At 70.9% G+C, this 17,241-nt stretch carries 12 protein-coding genes; 6 read left to right on the top strand and 6 right to left on the bottom strand.

Annotation, left to right across the window (positions count from 1 at the left end):
• The first annotated feature begins 92 nt into the window (after nt 1-92).
• The gene (adhE, locus tag ACMCNO_RS29585) at nt 93-2,732 is read left to right on the top strand and encodes a bifunctional acetaldehyde-CoA/alcohol dehydrogenase (RefSeq protein WP_412752715.1); all 2,640 of its coding nucleotides are present in this window, start codon (nt 93-95) and stop codon (nt 2,730-2,732) included.
• Between the two features lie 12 nt (nt 2,733-2,744).
• Here adhE and ACMCNO_RS29580 read toward each other — a convergent pair whose 3' ends face one another.
• Both ACMCNO_RS29580 and ACMCNO_RS29575 read right to left on the bottom strand, forming a co-directional pair.
• Nucleotides 2,745-4,079: a hypothetical protein gene (locus ACMCNO_RS29580; protein ID WP_412752714.1), complete on the bottom strand. Its 1,335-nt coding sequence runs from the start codon at nt 4,077-4,079 to the stop codon at nt 2,745-2,747.
• A gap of 39 nt (nt 4,080-4,118) precedes the next feature.
• The gene (locus tag ACMCNO_RS29575; protein ID WP_412752713.1) at nt 4,119-5,117 is read right to left on the bottom strand and encodes a hypothetical protein; all 999 of its coding nucleotides are present in this window, start codon (nt 5,115-5,117) and stop codon (nt 4,119-4,121) included.
• A 348-nt stretch (nt 5,118-5,465) separates the two neighbouring features.
• On the opposite strand from ACMCNO_RS29575, the gene ACMCNO_RS29570 reads away from it, so the two are divergent.
• Genes ACMCNO_RS29570 through ACMCNO_RS29555 form a run of 4 tightly spaced genes read left to right on the top strand, consistent with a single transcriptional unit; the run spans nt 5,466 to nt 9,791 of the window.
• Entirely contained in the window at nt 5,466-6,788 is a 1,323-nt protein-coding gene (locus ACMCNO_RS29570) for an extracellular solute-binding protein (RefSeq protein WP_412752712.1), read from the top strand.
• A 19-nt stretch (nt 6,789-6,807) separates the two neighbouring features.
• Complete coding sequence (locus ACMCNO_RS29565) at nt 6,808-7,740, top strand: carbohydrate ABC transporter permease (RefSeq protein WP_412752711.1); 933 nt, start codon at nt 6,808-6,810, stop codon at nt 7,738-7,740.
• Nucleotides 7,740-8,573, top strand: a complete 834-nt coding sequence (locus tag ACMCNO_RS29560; protein ID WP_412752710.1) for a carbohydrate ABC transporter permease — start codon at nt 7,740-7,742, stop codon at nt 8,571-8,573. Before ACMCNO_RS29565 ends, ACMCNO_RS29560 begins: the two co-directional genes overlap by 1 nt.
• Before the next feature lie 18 nt (nt 8,574-8,591).
• Nucleotides 8,592-9,791 (top strand): ABC transporter ATP-binding protein, encoded by a 1,200-nt coding sequence (locus ACMCNO_RS29555; protein WP_412752709.1) that lies wholly within the window; start codon nt 8,592-8,594, stop codon nt 9,789-9,791.
• A gap of 12 nt (nt 9,792-9,803) precedes the next feature.
• Here ACMCNO_RS29555 and ACMCNO_RS29550 read toward each other — a convergent pair whose 3' ends face one another.
• Nucleotides 9,804-10,415, bottom strand: coding sequence for a hypothetical protein (locus ACMCNO_RS29550; RefSeq protein WP_412752708.1), 612 nt, complete (start codon nt 10,413-10,415; stop codon nt 9,804-9,806).
• Nucleotides 10,416-10,592: 177 nt separating this feature from the next.
• On the opposite strand from ACMCNO_RS29550, the gene ACMCNO_RS29545 reads away from it, so the two are divergent.
• Complete coding sequence (locus ACMCNO_RS29545) at nt 10,593-11,759, top strand: hypothetical protein (protein ID WP_412752707.1); 1,167 nt, start codon at nt 10,593-10,595, stop codon at nt 11,757-11,759.
• A 58-nt stretch (nt 11,760-11,817) separates the two neighbouring features.
• On the opposite strand, the gene ACMCNO_RS29540 is transcribed toward ACMCNO_RS29545, so the two are convergent.
• From ACMCNO_RS29540 to ACMCNO_RS29530, 3 genes are all read right to left on the bottom strand, one after another.
• On the bottom strand, nt 11,818-12,198 hold the full coding sequence (locus ACMCNO_RS29540; RefSeq protein WP_412752706.1) for an amidohydrolase family protein: 381 nt from the start codon (nt 12,196-12,198) through the stop codon (nt 11,818-11,820).
• Complete coding sequence (locus ACMCNO_RS29535) at nt 12,195-14,933, bottom strand: amidohydrolase (protein ID WP_412752705.1); 2,739 nt, start codon at nt 14,931-14,933, stop codon at nt 12,195-12,197. Before ACMCNO_RS29535 ends, ACMCNO_RS29540 begins: the two co-directional genes overlap by 4 nt.
• A 441-nt stretch (nt 14,934-15,374) precedes the next feature.
• Nucleotides 15,375-16,580 (bottom strand): MFS transporter, encoded by a 1,206-nt coding sequence (locus tag ACMCNO_RS29530; protein WP_412752704.1) that lies wholly within the window; start codon nt 16,578-16,580, stop codon nt 15,375-15,377.
• Nucleotides 16,581-17,241 lie beyond the last annotated feature (661 nt).

Here is a 17,241-nt window from a genome sequence, read left to right as displayed (position 1 = left end):
GGACACGCGGGGCGACTGCCGACGAGAATCGGGAGGTCAGCCACCACCGGACGCGCTGGGCGCCCGAACCGTACCTGCCGAGGTGTTGTGCGATGACCACTGATACCGCTACCGCTGCCGTGCCGGATCTCCACGGCGCCATCGACACCCTGGTGGGGCACGGGCTCAAGGCCCTGACCGCGTACGAGGACTTCGACCAGGAACAGATCGACCACATCGTCGCCAAGTCGTCCGTGGCGGCGCTGGACCGGCACGCCGAACTGGCCCAGCTGGCCATCGATGAGACCGGGCGCGGGGTCTTCGAGGACAAGGCCGTCAAGAACATCTTCGCCTGTGAGCACGTCACGCATAACATGGCGAGCCTGCGCACGGTCGGGATCATCAGCCGGGACGAGATCAACGGCATCATCGAGATCGCCGACCCGGTGGGTGTGGTCGCCGGGATCACCCCGGTCACCAACCCGACCTCGACCGCGATCTTCAAGTCGTTGCTGGCGCTGAAGACCCGCAACCCGATCGTGTTCGCGTTCCACCCGGCCGCCCAGCAGTGCAGCGTGGCCGCGGCCCGGACGGTGCGCGACGCGGCGATCGCGGCGGGGGCCCCGGAGCACTGCATCCAGTGGATCGAGCATCCGTCGGTGGAGGCGACCAACGCGTTGATGCGCCACCCCGGCATCTCGACGATCCTCGCCACCGGTGGGAACAACATGGTGCAGGCGGCGTACTCGGCGGGCAAACCGGCGCTGGGGGTGGGCGCGGGCAACGTCCCGGCGTACATCGAGGCGGGGGCGAAGCTGGCCCGGGCGGTGAACGACATCGTGCTGTCGAAGTCGTTCGACAACGGCATGATCTGCGCGTCCGAGCAGGCCGCCATCATCGACGACGAGATCTACGAGCCGGCCCTCGAGCAGTTCCGCACCCTGCACGCGCACATGGTCTCCGGCGACGACAAGCGCAAGCTGGAGGAGTACATCTTCGGCGCCACCGCGTACGGCACGAACTGCGGCGGCGCGAAGCTCAACGCGAAGGTGGTCGGCAAGTCCGCCACGTGGATCGCCGAGAAGGCCGGCTTCAGCGTGCCGCCGGACACGTCCGTACTGTTGGTCGAGGTCAGCGAGGTCGGCCCGAACGAGCCGCTGACCCGCGAGAAGCTGTGCCCGGTCCTGGCGGTGCTGCGGTCCCGCTCGCGCGCCGAAGGCTTGCGCTACGCCACCGAGATGGTCGAGTTCGACGGCCTCGGGCACAGTGCCGTCATTCACACCGAGGATCAGGCGCTGGTGGAGGAGTTCGGTCAGCGGGTCAAGGCGGTCCGGGTGATCTGGAACTCCCCGGCCTCCCAGGGCGGCATCGGCGACATGTACAACGCGTTCCTGCCGTCGTTGACCCTGGGCTGCGGCAGCTACGGGAGAAACTCGGTGTCCAACAACGTGTCCGCGGTCAACCTGATCAACGTCAAGCGGATCGGCCGGCGCAACAACAACCTGCAGTGGTTCAAGGTCCCCTCGAAGATCTACTTCGAGCCGAACGCGATCCGCTACCTCGCGGACATGCCGGACGTGCAGCGGGTCACCGTGGTCACCGACGAGACGATGACCCGCCTGGGCTTCGTCGACCGGGTCAACCGGGTGCTGCAGCGCCGCCCGGGGGCGGTGTCGTTGCAGATCATCGACGACGTGGAGCCCGAGCCGCGGATGACCACCGTGGACCGCGGCGCCGACCTGATGCGCTCCTTCAAGCCGGACACGATCATCGCGCTGGGCGGCGGGTCGGCGATGGACGCGGCCAAGGTGATGTGGCTGAAGTACGAACACCCCGAGGTCGTCTTCGACGACATGCGGGAGAAGTTCTTCGACATCCGCAAGCGGGCGTTCGCGTTCCCCACGCTGGGGGAGAAGGCCCGGCTGGTGTGCATCCCGACGACCTCGGGTACGGGCGCCGAGGTGACCCCGTTCGCGGTCATCACCGACCACCGCACCGGCAAGAAGTACCCGCTCGCCGACTACGCACTCACCCCGACCGTGGCGATCGTCGACCCGGCGCTGACCGCCAGCCTGCCCCGGGCGATCGCCGCGGACAGCGGTTTCGACGCGCTGACCCACGCCATCGAGGCGTACGTGTCGGTCTACGCCAACGACTTCACCGACGGGCTGGCGCTGCACGCGATCCGGCTCATCTTCGCCAACATCACCAAGTCGGTGGTCGACGGCGACACCGAGTCGCGGGAACGCATGCACAACGCCGGGACGATCGCGGGCATGGCGTTCGGCAGCGCGTTCCTGGGCATCGTGCACGCCATGTCGCACACCCTCGGTGCCACGTTCCACGTCGCGCACGGGCGGACCAACGCGGTGCTGCTGCCGCACGTGATCCGCTACAACGGCACCGCCCCGACGAAGCTGACCGGCTGGCCCAAGTACGAGAGTTACCGGGCGCCGCAGCGCTTCGCCGAGATAGCGGCGATGCTCGGCCTGCCCGCGGGCTCACCGGAGGAGGGTGTGGCTTCCCTGGCCGACGCGGTGGAGAAGCTGCGCGACGCGGTCGGCATCGAGCCGTCGTTCGCCGCGCTGGGCGTGGAGGAGCACACGTTCATGGCGTCGCTGCCGCAGCAGGCGGTCAACGCCTACGAGGACCAGTGCGCCCCGGCGAACCCCCGCATGCCGATGCTGGAGGACATGCAGGAGCTGATGCGCGCGGCGTACCTCGGCACCCGGGAGCCCGCCGCCGTCGGCTGACGTGGGTGCCGGTTACGGCAGGGCCGGCTGCCGGGCCGGGTCGCCGTCGCGCCCTTCGCGGCAGCCGGGGTCGTCGCTCCACTCGGGCGACGGATCGCCGGCAGGGCCGCCGGGCGGCACGGGCATGACTTCCGCGTCGGGGGTCAGGCTCCACGCGTCCGGGAAACCGTCCGGCTGTGCCGTCCCCGCGGGCAGCACCGGCTGGAGGTGGCGCAACTCGTTGTCGGGCAGCGCGTCGAGCAGCCACCGCACCGCGGGCCACGCCGTCGCGGCGGGCGGGGCGGACGGCGTACCCACCAGCAGCAGGAGCCGGTCCGGGTGCGCGGGCATCCGGCGTACGGTGTCGTCGTCGGCGTGCTCGGGGCGGACCCACAGGCCGCATCGGACGACCTCGACCAGCCATCCCTCGCCGAGCGGCTGGGTGCCCACGTCCAGCGCGGGCAGCTGGGGCAGCGGCGCGCGCCACTCCAGCAGCCGGGGTGCGGCGCCACCGTGGTAGCGCAGCCGCTGAGCCGGGGGCCGCCAGGCCGGGCGGCCCGCGTCGTCGACCACGATGCGGACCGTCGCGCCGTCCGGCTCGACGGCCACCAGTCCCGCGTCGACGCGTACCGCCGCGACCGCGTCGCCGGGCAGGCGCGCCGCGAGGTCGTCGACGAACCGGCCCCCCGGCCCGTACGGAACGAGGACCAGTTCCTCGCCGGCGGCGGGCGCCAGCGCACGGACGTACTCGCTCAGGGCCCGGGGGTCCGGGTCGGTGCTGCCCGGCCTGCCGATCACCAGCGTGACCCGGGCCGGGTCGGACGGCACCGCGAGTACGGGATCGTCCGCGTCGATGGGCTCCTCCCCGGCGTGCAGCCAGACACCGGCCGGGATGGGCGTGGCCACCAGCCGGGCACCGGCGGGTACCGGGCGGGTCACCGCACGCTGCCACGCGGGCGCGGGCTGCCGCGGGCCCTCGGCCAGCGGGCCTGCTCCGGGACGGAACGTCCACCAGTCGCCGCCGACCACGAACAACATTCCGGGCAACGCGATCACGGGCCCGTCCGGGGCGATCACGGGCAGGCCCAGTGAGTCGGCGAGCTGCCGGGCCGGGCACCAGCCGTCGGGATCGGCGGCACCGGCCCCGGCCAGGACGAGCCGTACCGCGGCGCAGCGGGGCGCCAGAGCGGCGTTGAGCAGCGCGCGCAGCACCAGGGTCTGCGGCGGTTCGGCCGTGGCCACCACGACCGTGGTCACCTGCGGGTCGCTGGGCAGGTCCGGCAGGTCCATCCCGGCGTGGTCGTCGTCGACGACCAGGAGCAGCGAGCCGCGCTGGCGGATCATCGGGGCGGAGGTGTGCTCGTACACCGGGCTTGGTCCTTCCTGTGAGAAGCGGGCGGGCGCGGCTCAGGTGGCGCGGCAGTCCACCCGCAGCGCGGAAACGCCGAGGTGGTCGCCGTCGCGGCCGCTGCCGAAGTCGATTCCCCGGGTGCCCAGCTGGACGGAGATCTCGCCGGTGGTCACCGGGAACTGCCCGGCGTCGACCCACCGTCCCCGGTTCCCGGGCTGGTCCACGTCGAACTGGCCGATCACGGCGCCGTCGGTGTCGTCGGTGCCGTGCACGAAGTAGTGCGCGGGCTTGCCCGCGGAGTCCTTCCCGGTGCCCGTGTCCGGGACGTGGACGCGCACCGCACAGGTGCCGGTGCGGACGCTGCCGGTGTGGAACCACCACACGATGACGTTGTCCCGGTCGTCGCGGGTGGCCGAGCCGCTCATCGGTACGGCGATCATGCGTCCGCCGCATCCGTCGCCGTCCCACCCGCCGTGCGACCGCGAGTACCAGTCGCTGGCCTGGCCGCGGGTGAAGAAGCCGCGGTCGCCGGACTCGGGGCAGCTCTCGCCGCTCAGCGCCGCGAACGTTGCGACGGGCGGGGCGGCGGGGGCGGGCTTGCTGGTCGAGGTCGTCGCGCTGTTCAGGGCCGCCGGAGCGGTGGACAGGCTCGGGGAGGGCGCGTGCCCGCTGCCGGTGGGACGGGGTGCGGTGGTACCGGGCGAAGCGGCCGAGCTGGTCGGCGCGGGCGCGACCGGCATGCCCGGGTAACCGGCGAGCGCCGGGTCGATCGGCGCGCCCGCCGGGTTGGTGGCGACGGCGTTGTTCTCGGCTTCGGGTCCCGCGGTGGTGAGGGCGCCCAGGCCCACCCCGCTGAACACGGCCGCCAACACGGCTGCGGCGGCGGCGAGCGCCACGCGGCGGCGGCGGACCCGGTCCGCGCCGCGTCCGGGGCGCGTCCGCGCGCCACGCCCGGCCGAGGACCAACCGCCTTCGGCCGGGTACGGCCCGGCCGCCGACGCGCCCGGCTCCGGCGACCGACCGGCGCTGCGGGGTGCCGTGTGCGGCATCGACACGACCACCGGGCGTACCAGCCTCAGCTCGGTTGACGACTGCCGTGCTGTGCCACCCCCATCGTTACGGTCAGTCACGCCAGCCATCCACCATTCGAACCCTCGATCACGAGCGGCATGTTACGGCTCCGGGGCCGATCTGGGCACCCACCTCAGACACCTTCGTGGCTTCCGGGCCCGGGAAACGCATGGGGACGATCGGTGGATGCCCTTATGTGACTACAGAACGTGATTGTCCGGTTTGGGATGCGTCGACCGCGGCCTTTCCGCCAAGATCGCCAGATCATGCATGGGATTGCCCTCCTGCGGGCAATGAGCGGGATTAAGGTGAAACTGGCCCGGGAGGCAGGGGTGAACGGAGCGCGCATCGCAAGCCTGCGTCGCGGCCGCCTCGTCCGCGTGGCCGCCGCGCTGACCCTGTGCGCGGGGACGCTCAGCGGGGTGTCCGCCTGCGGCAGCGAGACCGGCCCACCGGTCGTCACCTGGTACGTCAACCCGGACAACGGCGGCCAGAAACGCCTGGCCCAGCGGTGCGCAGACGCGTCGAACGGCGCCTACTCCGTCGATGTGCAGACGCTGCCCAACGACGCCTCGCAGCAACGCGAGCAGCTCGTACGCCGGCTGGCCGCGAAGGACAGTTCCATCGACGTGATGAGCCTCGACCCACCGTTCGTGGCCGAATTCGCCAACGCCGGTTTCCTGCGCCCGTTCGACACGGCCGACGTGGCGACGTTCACCGACGGGGTGCTCGACGGGCCACTGAAGACCGCGTACTGGAAGGACCAGCTGGTGGCGGCGCCGTTCTGGGCCAACACCCAGCTGCTGTGGTTCCGCAAGTCCGTGGTCCAGGCGGCCGGAGTCGATCCGGGCGCGCCCTCGTTCACCTGGGACGCGATGATCAAAGCCGCGGAGGGCCAGCACAAGGTCATCGGCGTCCAGGCCAACCGGTACGAGGGCTACATGGTCTGGATCAACGCGCTGGTGGTCTCCGCCGGTGGCCAGATCATCGGCAACACCGAGGCGGGCAAGAACGCCACCCCGGACATCGCCTCCCCGGCCGGTGACGCCGCGGCCCGGGTCGTCGGCGATCTGGCCCGGTCCCCGGCCGCTCCACCCGCCATGTCGACCGCGGGTGAGGAGGAGTCGCGGTCCGCGTTCCAGGGCCAGTCCGGCAGCTTCATGGTCAACTGGCCGTACGTGTACAGCGCGGCGCAGGGCGACGTGAAGAGCGGGGCGACCACCCAGTCGGTGGTCGACGACATCGGCTGGGCGCGGTACCCGCGGGTGCTCGCCGACCAGCCGAGCAAGCCGCCGCTGGGCGGCATCGACCTGGCCGTCGGCGCGTACTCGGAGCATGCGCGGCAGGCGGTGGACCTGGTCCGCTGCGCGACGTCGCTGAAGAGCAACGTCGACTACATGCTCGACTCGGGCAACCCGGCGGCCAAGGGCGCCGCGTACGACGATCCCCAGGTGCGCAAGGCGTTTCCGATGGCGACGCTGATCCGGCAGTCGATCAATGAGGCGGGGCCGCGGCCGGTCACGCCGTACTACAACGACGTGTCGACCTCGGTGCAGTTGACCTGGCATCCCGCGGACGAGGTCCGGGCGCCCGGGACGCCGAAGGAGACCGCCACGTTCATGAGTGAGGTCCTCAAGGGACAGCGGCTGCTGTGAGGCCGGAGAGGAGCATCGGGTGACGCTGACGCAGACACCGGCCGAGACGCCGGTGACCAGGCCCGCCGAGGTGTCCGACCGGGCACGCCACGAGCGCCGGCTCGGGCTCACCCTGTCCGCCCCCGCCTTCGTCGTCATGGTGTTCGTGACCGCATATCCGCTGGTCTACGCGGTGGTGCTCTCGCTGTACAACTACCGGCTGACCGACCCGTCGGGCAAGGAGTTCGTCGGGCTGGGCAACTACGTCACCGTGCTCACGGACCCGGTGTGGTGGACGGACTTCACCACCACGGCGATCATCACGGTGGCCAGCGTCGCGGTGGAACTCGTGCTCGGCTTCGCCTTCGCCTTCGTCATGTACCGGATCCTCGCGGGCCGTTCCCTGGTCCGCACCGGAATCCTCATTCCGTACGGGATCATCACCGTGGTTTCGGCCTACATCTGGCGGTACGCGTTCCAGCTCGACTCCGGGTTCGTCAACCAGTGGTTCGGCCTCGGCGCGTTCAACTGGTTCGGCGACCGGTGGGCGTCGCTGTTCGTCATCACCCTGTCGGAGATCTGGAAGACCACCCCGTTCATCTCGCTGCTGCTGCTGGCCGGGCTGGTGCAGGTGCCCGAGGAGTTACAGGAGGCGGCGCGGGTCGACGGGGCCACGGCGTGGCAGCGGCTCACCCGGGTGACCCTGCCGAACATGAAGGCCGCGATCATGGTCGCGCTGCTGTTCCGGACGCTGGACGCGTGGCGGATCTTCGACAACCCGTTCATCATGACCGCCGGGGCGAACAAGACCGAGACGCTGTCGTTCCTCGCGTACCGGCAGAACGTGACGCTGGTGAATCTGGGCGCCGGTTCGGCGATCTCGGTGCTGCTGTTCCTCACCGTCGTGGTGATCGCCTTCATCTTCGTCAAGGGATTCCGTACGGATCTGTCGCAGGTACGGGGTGATCAGTGATGGGTGACCGGCGCGTCAGCCACTGGTGGACCGCCGCCGGGGTGGTGATTCTGGTCTGGGCGCTGTTCCCGCTGCTGTGGATGGTGTCGCTGTCGTTCAAGGACCCGAACACGTTCCGCAGCGAGTCGCCGACCTTCTTCCCGAAGGACTGGGTGTGGGTCAACTACAAGACCGTGTTCAGCGACTCGCTGTTCACCAGCGCGCTGCGCAACTCGATCGGCATCGCGCTGATCGCCACGCTGCTGTCGGTCATCATCGCGATGTTCGCGGCGTACGCGATCGCCCGGATGGACTTCCCGGGTAAGAGGTTCCTGCTGTCGATGGCGCTGGCGATCGCGATGTTCCCCCAGGCCGCACTCGTCGGCCCGCTGTTCAACATGTGGCGCACGCTCGGCATCTACGACACCTGGCTCGGCCTGATCATCCCGTACCTGACCTTCGCCCTGCCGCTGTCGATCTGGACGATGTCGGCGTTCTTCCGGCAGATCCCGTGGGAGATGGAGCAGGCCGCGCAGGTGGACGGTGCGACCGCGTGGCAGGCGTTCCGGAAGGTGATCGTCCCGCTGGCCGCGCCCGGTGTGTTCACCACGGCCATCCTCACGTTCTTCTTCTGCTGGAACGAGTTCCTGCTGGCCATCTCGCTCACGTCGACCGACAACGCCCGTACGGTCCCGGCGGCCCTGTCGTTCTTCACCGGAGCCTCGCAGTTCCAGTCGCCGATCACGGCCATCATGGCCGCCTCGGTGGTCGTCACCATTCCCGTGGTGATCCTGGTGCTGATCTTCCAGCGCCGGATCATGGCCGGTCTGACCGCCGGCGCCGTCAAAGGCTGAGTTCGAGGAGGAACGCCCGTGGCCACCATCGAAATGCGCAACATCGTCAAGCGGTACGCGGACGGTTTCCCAGCGGTCAACGACGTCAGCCTGGACATCGCGGACGGCGAGTTCATGATCCTCGTCGGCCCCTCCGGCTGCGGGAAATCGACGCTGCTCCGGATGATCGTCGGGCTGGAGGACATCACCTCCGGCGACATGGTCATCGGCGGTACGCGGGTCAACCAGAAGGCCCCGCGCGACCGCAACCTCGCCATGGTGTTCCAGAACTACGCGCTCTACCCGCACCTGACCGTCTTCGAGAACATCGCGTTCCCGCTGCGGCTGAAGAAGATCGCGGACGACGAGGTGCGCACTCAGGTCGCCGAGGTGGCCGAGCTGCTACAGCTCACCGAGCACCTGGACCGCAAACCGGCGCACCTGTCCGGCGGCCAGCGCCAGCGGGTCGCCATGGGCCGGGCCATCATCCGCAAGGCGGACGCGTTCCTGTTCGACGAGCCGCTGTCCAACCTCGACGCCAAGCTGCGCGGCCAGATGCGCACCGAGATTTCCCGGATGCAGCGCCGCCTGGGCACCACCACGGTCTACGTCACCCACGACCAGACCGAGGCGATGACACTCGGCGACCGCATCGCGGTGCTCCGCAAAGGGGTGCTGCAGCAGGTCGGCAGCGCGCAGGAACTCTACGAGGAGCCGGTCAACCTGTTCGTGGCCGGATTCATCGGGTCACCGCCGATGAACTTCGTCCCCGGCCGGATCGCCTCGGGGCGTATCGAAACCCCGTTCGGCGCCGTCCAGCCGTCCGGTGAACGGATCACCCGGGTCGGCGACCGTGACCTGGTGATCCTGGGTCTGCGACCCGAGCTGTTCTCCGACGCCGCGCTGGTGCCGCAGGAGAAGCGCGCCCGCGGGCAGGCCTTCACCGCGGAGGTGGACGTCACCGAATGGCTCGGCCACGAGCTCTATGCGTACGTGCCGTACGAGGCGCCGGAGGAGATCACGCAGGCGCTGCGGGAGCTGGAACGGGATCTCGACAGTGAGCAGATGCGTACGCAGCTGGTGGTCACGCTGGATCCGGCCAGCCGGATCCGTTCGGGGGCGCCGGCCGAGCTGTGGTTCGACCCGGAGCGGATGCACATCTTCGACGCCCGCACCGGGGAGAACCTCACCCGAAACCCGGACCGCACCGGCGAGGCCGTGGCGACGGCGAAATCTTGATGGGCTGGCCGGTCAGGGGGTGTACTGGCCGTCCACACAGAGTTCGGGTTCGACCTCGATCGTGGAGCCGTCCGGGGCCTCGCACGCGACATTGCCCGATTCCGTCGGCGAGACGTCTGAGCCGCTGTCCGGGCTGAAGGACGACTCCGCGCCGTCCCCACCGTCTCCGCCGAAGGCGGTCGAGCTCGCGGCGCCGAAGCTGGCCATCATGAACGTCACGTACGCCGCGGGCAGGACCAACACGACGATCAGGCAGGCGGCGAAGATCGAATACCCGAGGTCGCGGCGCCGGTTGACCGAAATCGCGGCCAGGTGCAGGCAGACCGCGGCGGCCACGCCCACAGCCGACAACACGATCGTGAGCGCACCCCAGTGGTCGCCCGTGAGGTGCGTGAACACGATCGCGGTGGCCACGAGGGCGAGCACGCACAGCCAGGCCAGGCCGTAGGCGACGCGTCCCGGCGCGGACGGCACGATCACCGCGCGCAGGTAGCGGACCGCCTCCGGCGTCTGCGGAGCCGGTCGCGGTGCCGAGAGGTCGATCAGCGCGGGTTCGCTCGTCAGTGTGATCGGCGTGGGCTCGGCGGGCGGACCGGATTCGGGCAGGTGTGCGTCGGTGGGCATGCCCCGATCCTTCGGCAGCCGTGTCGCCCGGTTGAGCTTTGCTGCCGGTCAGACCATTGAACTAGCCCTTTAGGGGGTATGTCACTCATTCAATACTTATGGAGATTTCATTAACTTACGGTCATATTCATGCGTTTTGCTGCGATTGCGCGCCGCGTTCTTCCGCGGCGGCGCCACTTGGGACTGTTTCTTGCCGCCGGGCTGGTCGTGACGGGGACACCTGCCCCCGCTGCCGCGGCCGTACCGCTGGTCTCCATCACCCCGGCCCGCGCGGTCACCTTCGACGGGCTCGTGTACACCAGCGCGTACGTCGGCTCCACGATCTACGTCGGCGGCAGCTTCCGGAATGCCCTCGTCAACGGCCGGACCGTGGTCCGCAAGCGCCTGGCCGCGCTGGACGCCCGTACCGGTGAGCTGTTGCCGTGGGCGCCGGTGGCGGACGGCACGGTGTTCGGGCTGACCGCCGCGGGGACGTCGCTCTACATCACCGGAAAGTTCAAGACCGTCGGCGGGCAGGCCCGTCCCGGTCTGGCCGCGGTCAGCCTGAAGACGGCCGCCGTCGGCACGCTCAAGCACACCATCAGCGGGACCGGGAACGTCCTGACGGCGGGCGGTGGACGGCTGTTCCTGGGCGGCGCGTTCAGCGCCGTGGACGGCCGTGCGGAAAAGAACCTGGCGGCGTTCCGGCTGACCGACGGCACCCTGGACACCACGTTCCGCGGTGACGCGGACGGCCAGGTGAAGGCGCTGGCCGTGGGTGGATCACGGCTCTACGTCGGTGGCGGGTTCAAGCGCCTCAACGGCGCGAACAACACGGCCCGGCTGGGCGCGCTGGCGCTGGCCGACGGGCAGGTGGACGCGGGCTTCCGGCCCGGCACCCCGTATCCGGTCGGCGCGCTGGCCCTCACGGCAGACCGGGTCTTCGCGGGCCAGGGCGGCCCAGGTGGCCGGGTCGCCGCGTACCGGCCGGACGGCGGATTCCTGTGGAGCAGCGTCACGGACGGCGACGTCCAGGCGATGACCTACCTGCGCGGCGTCGTGTACGCCGGGGGCCACTGGGACGTCGCCTGCCCGAAACCGTCGGCCACCGCGATCTCCTGGTGCCCGGCGACGTTGCGCAGCCAGCCGAAACTGGTGGCGTTGGACGCGGCCACCGGCTTCCTGCAGGACTGGAACCCGCGCAGCAACGGCAAGTGGGGCGTGCTGACGATGGACGCCAACGCGCTGCTCGGCAGCATCGCGGTCGGCGGCGAGTTCACCGCGTTCGCGGGAAAGAGCACCCCGCACTTCGCGCAGTTCTGCTTCTACGGGTGCAGCGGCCTGTCCGGCCGGAGCGCCCGCTGATACCGCCGCGCGGGCCCGGATCAGGTCCGGGCCCGCGCGGCGGCTCGCAGCATCGTCGTCAGGCGTCGCAGCAGGCGTGCACTGTCCACTCCGGCTCGTGCCACCAGTGCTCGCCCGCCGCCACGACTGCCGCGTGCCCAGCCGCGTCTGGTCGCGCACGGTCGGCCTTCGAGGCGGCCGACGAAGCGGGTTCCGGGAACGCGGCCAACAGATCGTCGACCCGGTGCAGCACCCCGCCGACCAGCACACCCCGGACCGCCGCGGCGGCGGTGATGTCGGTCAGCGGGTCGCCGTCCACGATCGCGAGATCGGCGAAGCCGCCCGGCGCCACCACACCCAGCCGCCCCGCCAGCCCCAGTGACCGGGCCGGGTTGGCGGTCGCCGTGGTCAACGCCTCGTGCGGGGTGAACCCGAACCGCACCATCGCCCGCAGATTCATGTGCAGCGAGATCGCGAGGTGGTCCAGGGCGCGTCCGTGCCGGCGATGACCAGGCCACCGGCCCGGTGGATGCGCAGCACCGCGTCCACGTTGGCCCGCAACAGCTCCCGGGCCACCTGGCCGGTCGCGGTCCCGGCGTCCGCGACCCGCTGGAGCAGCCGGGCGTACTCCCAGGAGGGGAACAGCGTCCTGGTCCGCGGGTCGTCGACGAGCGACCGGTCCTCGGCGTACAGGCCGGTGTTGTTGAACAGCGTCGGGGTCAGCGACATGCCCGAGGCGGCGAAGAGCTGGACCACGTCCGCGTACGAGCGTGCCAGCCGGCTGACCGTGTGCGAGTAGCCGAGCCGGTTCGTGGCGCCGGTGTGTTCCATCGCGTCCATGCCCAGGAACGCCGCCGGGTACAGGTAGTGCGAACTGACCTTCCGGCCGGTGCGGTGGGCCCGCGCGACGACCCGGCGCTGCGCCGGGAGCGGCAACCGCACGTACGTTTTGATCAGGTCGTAGCCGAGGTCCTCGGCGCGGCCCATCTCCCGGTCGGCCTGCGCCACGTCGCGGGTCGGGCGCATGAAGTTGTAGTACACCCGCGACCCGTCGATCGCCTCGCCGGTGGCGAAGTAACGAGGACCGATCCGCGCCCCGGACTCCAGCGCCTCCCGGGTCTCCAGCATCTGATAGACCGGGTCGCCGGGGGAGCGGGTGGTGGTGACGCCGTAGCTGAGCCACAGGCGGCCCTGCCGGTCGCCCCACTGCCTGCCGCGCAGATGCCAGTGGACGTGCGCGTCGATCAGGCCCGGCATCACGGTCGACGACCGCGCGTCGATCACCCGGGCCCCGGAGCGGGGGCGGGTCGGCTCCACCGCCACGATCTTGTCGCCGTCGAGCACCACATCGACGTCGCGGCGCAGCCCGGTCGCGACGCCGTCCCACAGTGCCCCGGCCTGGATCACGACGTGTTCGGTGGCCCGGGCCCGCCGCCAGGACAGCTCCAGCGGGATGGTCCGCGGGTCGCCACCGGACACCGGCACCTCCCGCAGCCATCCCGCGTGCAGATACATCAGCCGGTCACCCCGCCAGGACAGCGAGTCGGCGTACTCCCGCGTGACCTGGCGCGGCGGGCCGGTGATCCGCCCGGCGCCGTCCACCGGCGCCACCCAGGCCACCGAGTCGACCACGAACGCCAGCCAGCGCCCGTCCGGCGACCACGCCGGGCCGTCGTCACCCCGGGTGGACAGGGACGCGCCCGGCATCGGCTCGGTGTAGGCCAGCGCGCCGGTCGCCACGTCCACCGTGAGAATCTGGCTGGTGCCCTCCCGGAACCGTTTGCTGAACGGCTTGACCGCCGCCAGCGCCAACGTGCGCCCGTCCGGCGACCAGCTGGCCCGGCCCGGCTGGAACATCGCCGCCACCACCTGCCGGGTCTGGCGGGAGGCGACGTCGAGGATCCAGGTCGCGCCGTCGTCGTCCGCGAACGCGATCCGGTCGCCGGCCGGTGACCAGCGCGGCGCGACCTGGCCGCCGGGCAGCGCGGTGAGCTGCTCCTGGGCGCCGGAGGTCAGGTCGTAGCGCCACAGGTCGGCACTGCCCGCCCGGTCCGAGCTGAACACCAGGTAGCGGCCGTCGGGGGAGAAGTCGGGGTCGGAGCTGAAGTAGCCGTCGGCCACCAGGCGCTCGGGGCGCGGCGAGCCGACGGTCAGCAGCCACAGCGCGTTCAACGCCCGGAACGCCACCCGGGTGCCGTCCGGCGACGCGACCGGGCTGGCGATCCCGCGTACCGGCTGCGGCGCGGTGCCGGTCAGGTCGCGGACGAAGCGTGGCGGACGGCCTCGCGGCGGCAGCGCGACCGTTGCGGCGAAGGGGATCGCGGTGCGCGGCCCGTCGAGCGTGCGCTGCCAGATCCGGCCGTCCGCGGTGTAGACCAGCCGATCGGCGCCCAGCCAGGTCAGCGGCTGGACGAAGACGTCCTCGCCGGTGCTCACCCGGGTCTGGCCGACCATGAGATCGCAGGCGGCACCGGCGAGCCGCACGTACGCCAGCGACCTGCCGTCCGGGGTGAAGGCGGGAGAGAACACGCTGACCCCGGCGGTCGCCTCGATCGCCCGGGTGACCGCGCCGGTCGGCACGTCGATCACGTCGATCGCGGCACCGTCCACCGTGTACGCCACCCGGCGGCCGTCCGGTGACCAGGTCGGCGCGGCCTGTTCCGCCGCGGTGTCCGAGATGGTGCTGATCGCGCCGGTGGCCAGGTCGTACGCGAAGATGCCGTACCCGGAGCCGCTGCGGTCCGAAGCGAAGACGACCGATCTGCCGTCCGGCGCGAACCGGGGTTCGCGGTGGTCGAACCGGCCCGAGGTGAGCTGGCGGCGGCTGCCGTCCAGATGGATCAGCCACAGGTGGTAGTTGCCGTCGGTGTACGCCTGCACCACCACCGAGGCCGAGTCGGGTGACCAGTGTGGCAGCGTGGCGTCGAGCAGCTCGTCGGTCAGCCGCCGGGCCACCCCGCCGGTCGCGGGGAGCACCCACACCATGGTCAGCAGGTCCAGCGCCACCCAGCGACCATCCGGCGACGCCGCCGCGGCGACGTTCGTACCCTCGCTGAGGGTGAGCGGGCCGGGTCCCGGCGCCCCGGCCGGGGCCGCCTCGGCGGAGGCGCCCGCGACCGTGATCGCACCGACGACCGCGGCCGCCTGGCCGCCCATCTGAAGGACCCGGCGACGGCTGTATCTGGTCTCAGGCAACACGTTTCCCCATGAATCGTCTGTAGTGGACGACACGACGATCTCTTCAGAGTATCGACAGACATGGAAACCTCCCAGTTGTCCCGGTCAGGCGACGGCCGATCGGCGGCGTGTGCGGCACCGACGGTGCAGGGATCGGGGCGGGCACGGCCGGGCGGCGCAGGAACACCGCCACCAGGGCAGCGGCAAGCGTCACGGGACCCGCGACGGCCAGGCCCAGGCGGCTCAACCGCGCCGCCGAGGCCGTCTTCGGCCTGCGGGCCAGCGGCACGAACTGCCTTCTGCGATCGTCGGGCACGGCCAACCGGACGAGTCAGGCCGCTGACCCTGTTGGTGCAGGTCAGCGGCCTGACTCCGGAGGGCGATGGCCCTGACTCCCGGTGAGCGGTCCGGCGTCCGGCCAGCGTTACCGTCGCTGGCCGGAGCCGGATGCGGGTGTGCCTATGCGGTTGCCTCGCGCAGCGGGCGCCAGGCGCAGACGGTGATCGCCGTCATGGCTGCGGCGGCGATCCAGAACGGTGTGGTGATGCCCCAGACGCTCGCCAGCAGGCCGCCGGCTAGGGAGCCCAGGGCGGCTCCGCCCTGGTCCAGCAGCGCGTACACGCTGCCGACCCGGCCGAGCAGGTGCGAGGGGACCACGCGCTGGCGGATCGAGGCGACGATGACGCCCCACACCGTGGCATGGATGCTGAAGACGACCAGGATGCCGGCTGCCATCCAGGGCGTCGTCGTGACCGCCAGGGTGACATGCGTGACGACCTCGATAAGGAGTCCCGCCCGCAGCACGGCGGTGCTGCCGAACCGGCGGGCGAGCTTGGCCGCGATGGTGGCACCGAACACACCACCGACCGCGAACGCGGTCAGCAGGAAACCGTAGCCGACGTCGGACAGGCCGAGCCGCTGCCGGCAGTAGATGACGAACACCGCGAACGCCGCACAGAACGCGATGTTGCCGATGCCCATGCTGACCGCCAGGGTCCGCACCAGACGGTGCCGCCACAACCACCGCACCCCTTCCGCAATCTCGCCGCGCAGCGAGGTCCGCGGCCCAGGTTGCGGCGCAGCTGGCACCGGGCGGATGCCCGCGATCAGCACGGCGGCAACCGCGAACGTCAGCGCGTCGAAGCCAAACGGTGCGGCCGCCGAGATGACGAACAGCCACGCGCCCAGCGGCTTGGCGACGAATTGCTGACCGATGTTGAACGTGGCGTAGAGCCGGGCGTTGGCGCTGGGGAGCTTCTCGGGCAGGACCACGGCGGGCAGCAGCGCTCCCATCGCGGTGTCCGCGAGGGTTTCGCCGGTTCCTAGCAGGAACACCACCGTGCAAATGATCGGCACCGTGACCGTGTGGGTCGCGACGGTCGCCGCCAGGGTGGCCAGGGCGACGCCGCGGGCGAGGTTCACCACGACGACGAGCACGCGCCGGTCGAGCCGGTCGACGTAGGCGCCACTGACCAGAGCGAACAGCAGCCACGGCAGCTGCTGGGCGAAGGCGGCACCGGCGATCCAGGCCGGATTGCCGGTAACCGATGCGACCAGCAGCGGGCCGGCGGCCATGGTGACACCGTCACCGATGTTCGACACCGCCGAAGCGGTCCACAGTTTGGTGAAATCCGCGCCCAGACGCGCGGATAGAAGGGCACGCAAAAGAGCTCCTCGAGCCAGGGAAGGAAACGGTCGACGTAGGACCGCTTCGCGGCGAGGAGCACCGCACCGCCGGGGCTAACCGACGGGTGAACCGATCAGCGGGCGGTGTGCTCTCGCAGCGAAACGAGGACCGTCACCAGGCCGAGGCGCATCTCAGGCTCCCAACTGTGGATCAACGCTGCGGGCACAGTAGCGGGCACCACGCACCGAGCCCAACCCAGATCGGCAGCTGATTCGACACGTACTGGAGTGCGTCGGTAGGGCGGGCGCGTGTCTGTGGTCGTCGCCGCCCGCGCGGACGACAACCTCCCGAAGCTGGTCGGGCTCCTGCGCCGTGTCCGACCTGTTCGTCAGGTTGCCGGTCGAGGCCACCGACGATGGACTCGCTGATTGGGCCCGGCGTCAGCCCCTTGGATCGCCGCATGATGGACCGTCACGAGCCGCCCCTCTCAACTGCCTACGGGGTAGCGCCGCTCATTACGGCCATCAATTTAGGTGTACGGGGCAGACTGCGCACCGAACGGGGGCCCGATCCGGCGCGAAGAGGCCCCGCCATGGCTCGTGGCGAGGCCCTGCTCGTGCCGGTGGCGCTGCTCCCCGCCCGGCCCCGCTTGCGCGTGGGCTGCGGCCGGCCCGGCGAAGGAGTGGCCTCGCCGACGCC

The sequence above is a fragment of the Krasilnikovia sp. M28-CT-15 genome (assembly GCF_047159595.1).
In the GTDB taxonomy this organism is placed as follows: Bacteria; Actinomycetota; Actinomycetes; order Mycobacteriales; family Micromonosporaceae; genus Actinoplanes.
Note: the sequence above shows the minus strand (reverse complement) of the source record. Positions and strands in the feature narration are given on the sequence as shown.

Excerpts from the sequence above, each read along its gene's own strand:
- adhE (WP_412752715.1), top strand. The coding sequence starts at position 93 with ATGACCACTGATACCGCTACCGCTGCCGTGCCGGATCTCCACGGCGCC.
- ACMCNO_RS29560 (WP_412752710.1), top strand. The coding sequence starts at position 7,740 with ATGGGTGACCGGCGCGTCAGCCACTGGTGGACCGCCGCCGGGGTGGTG.
- ACMCNO_RS29550 (WP_412752708.1), bottom strand. The coding sequence starts at position 10,415 with ATGCCCACCGACGCACACCTGCCCGAATCCGGTCCGCCCGCCGAGCCC.
- ACMCNO_RS29540 (WP_412752706.1), bottom strand. The coding sequence starts at position 12,198 with ATGAATCTGCGGGCGATGGTGCGGTTCGGGTTCACCCCGCACGAGGCG.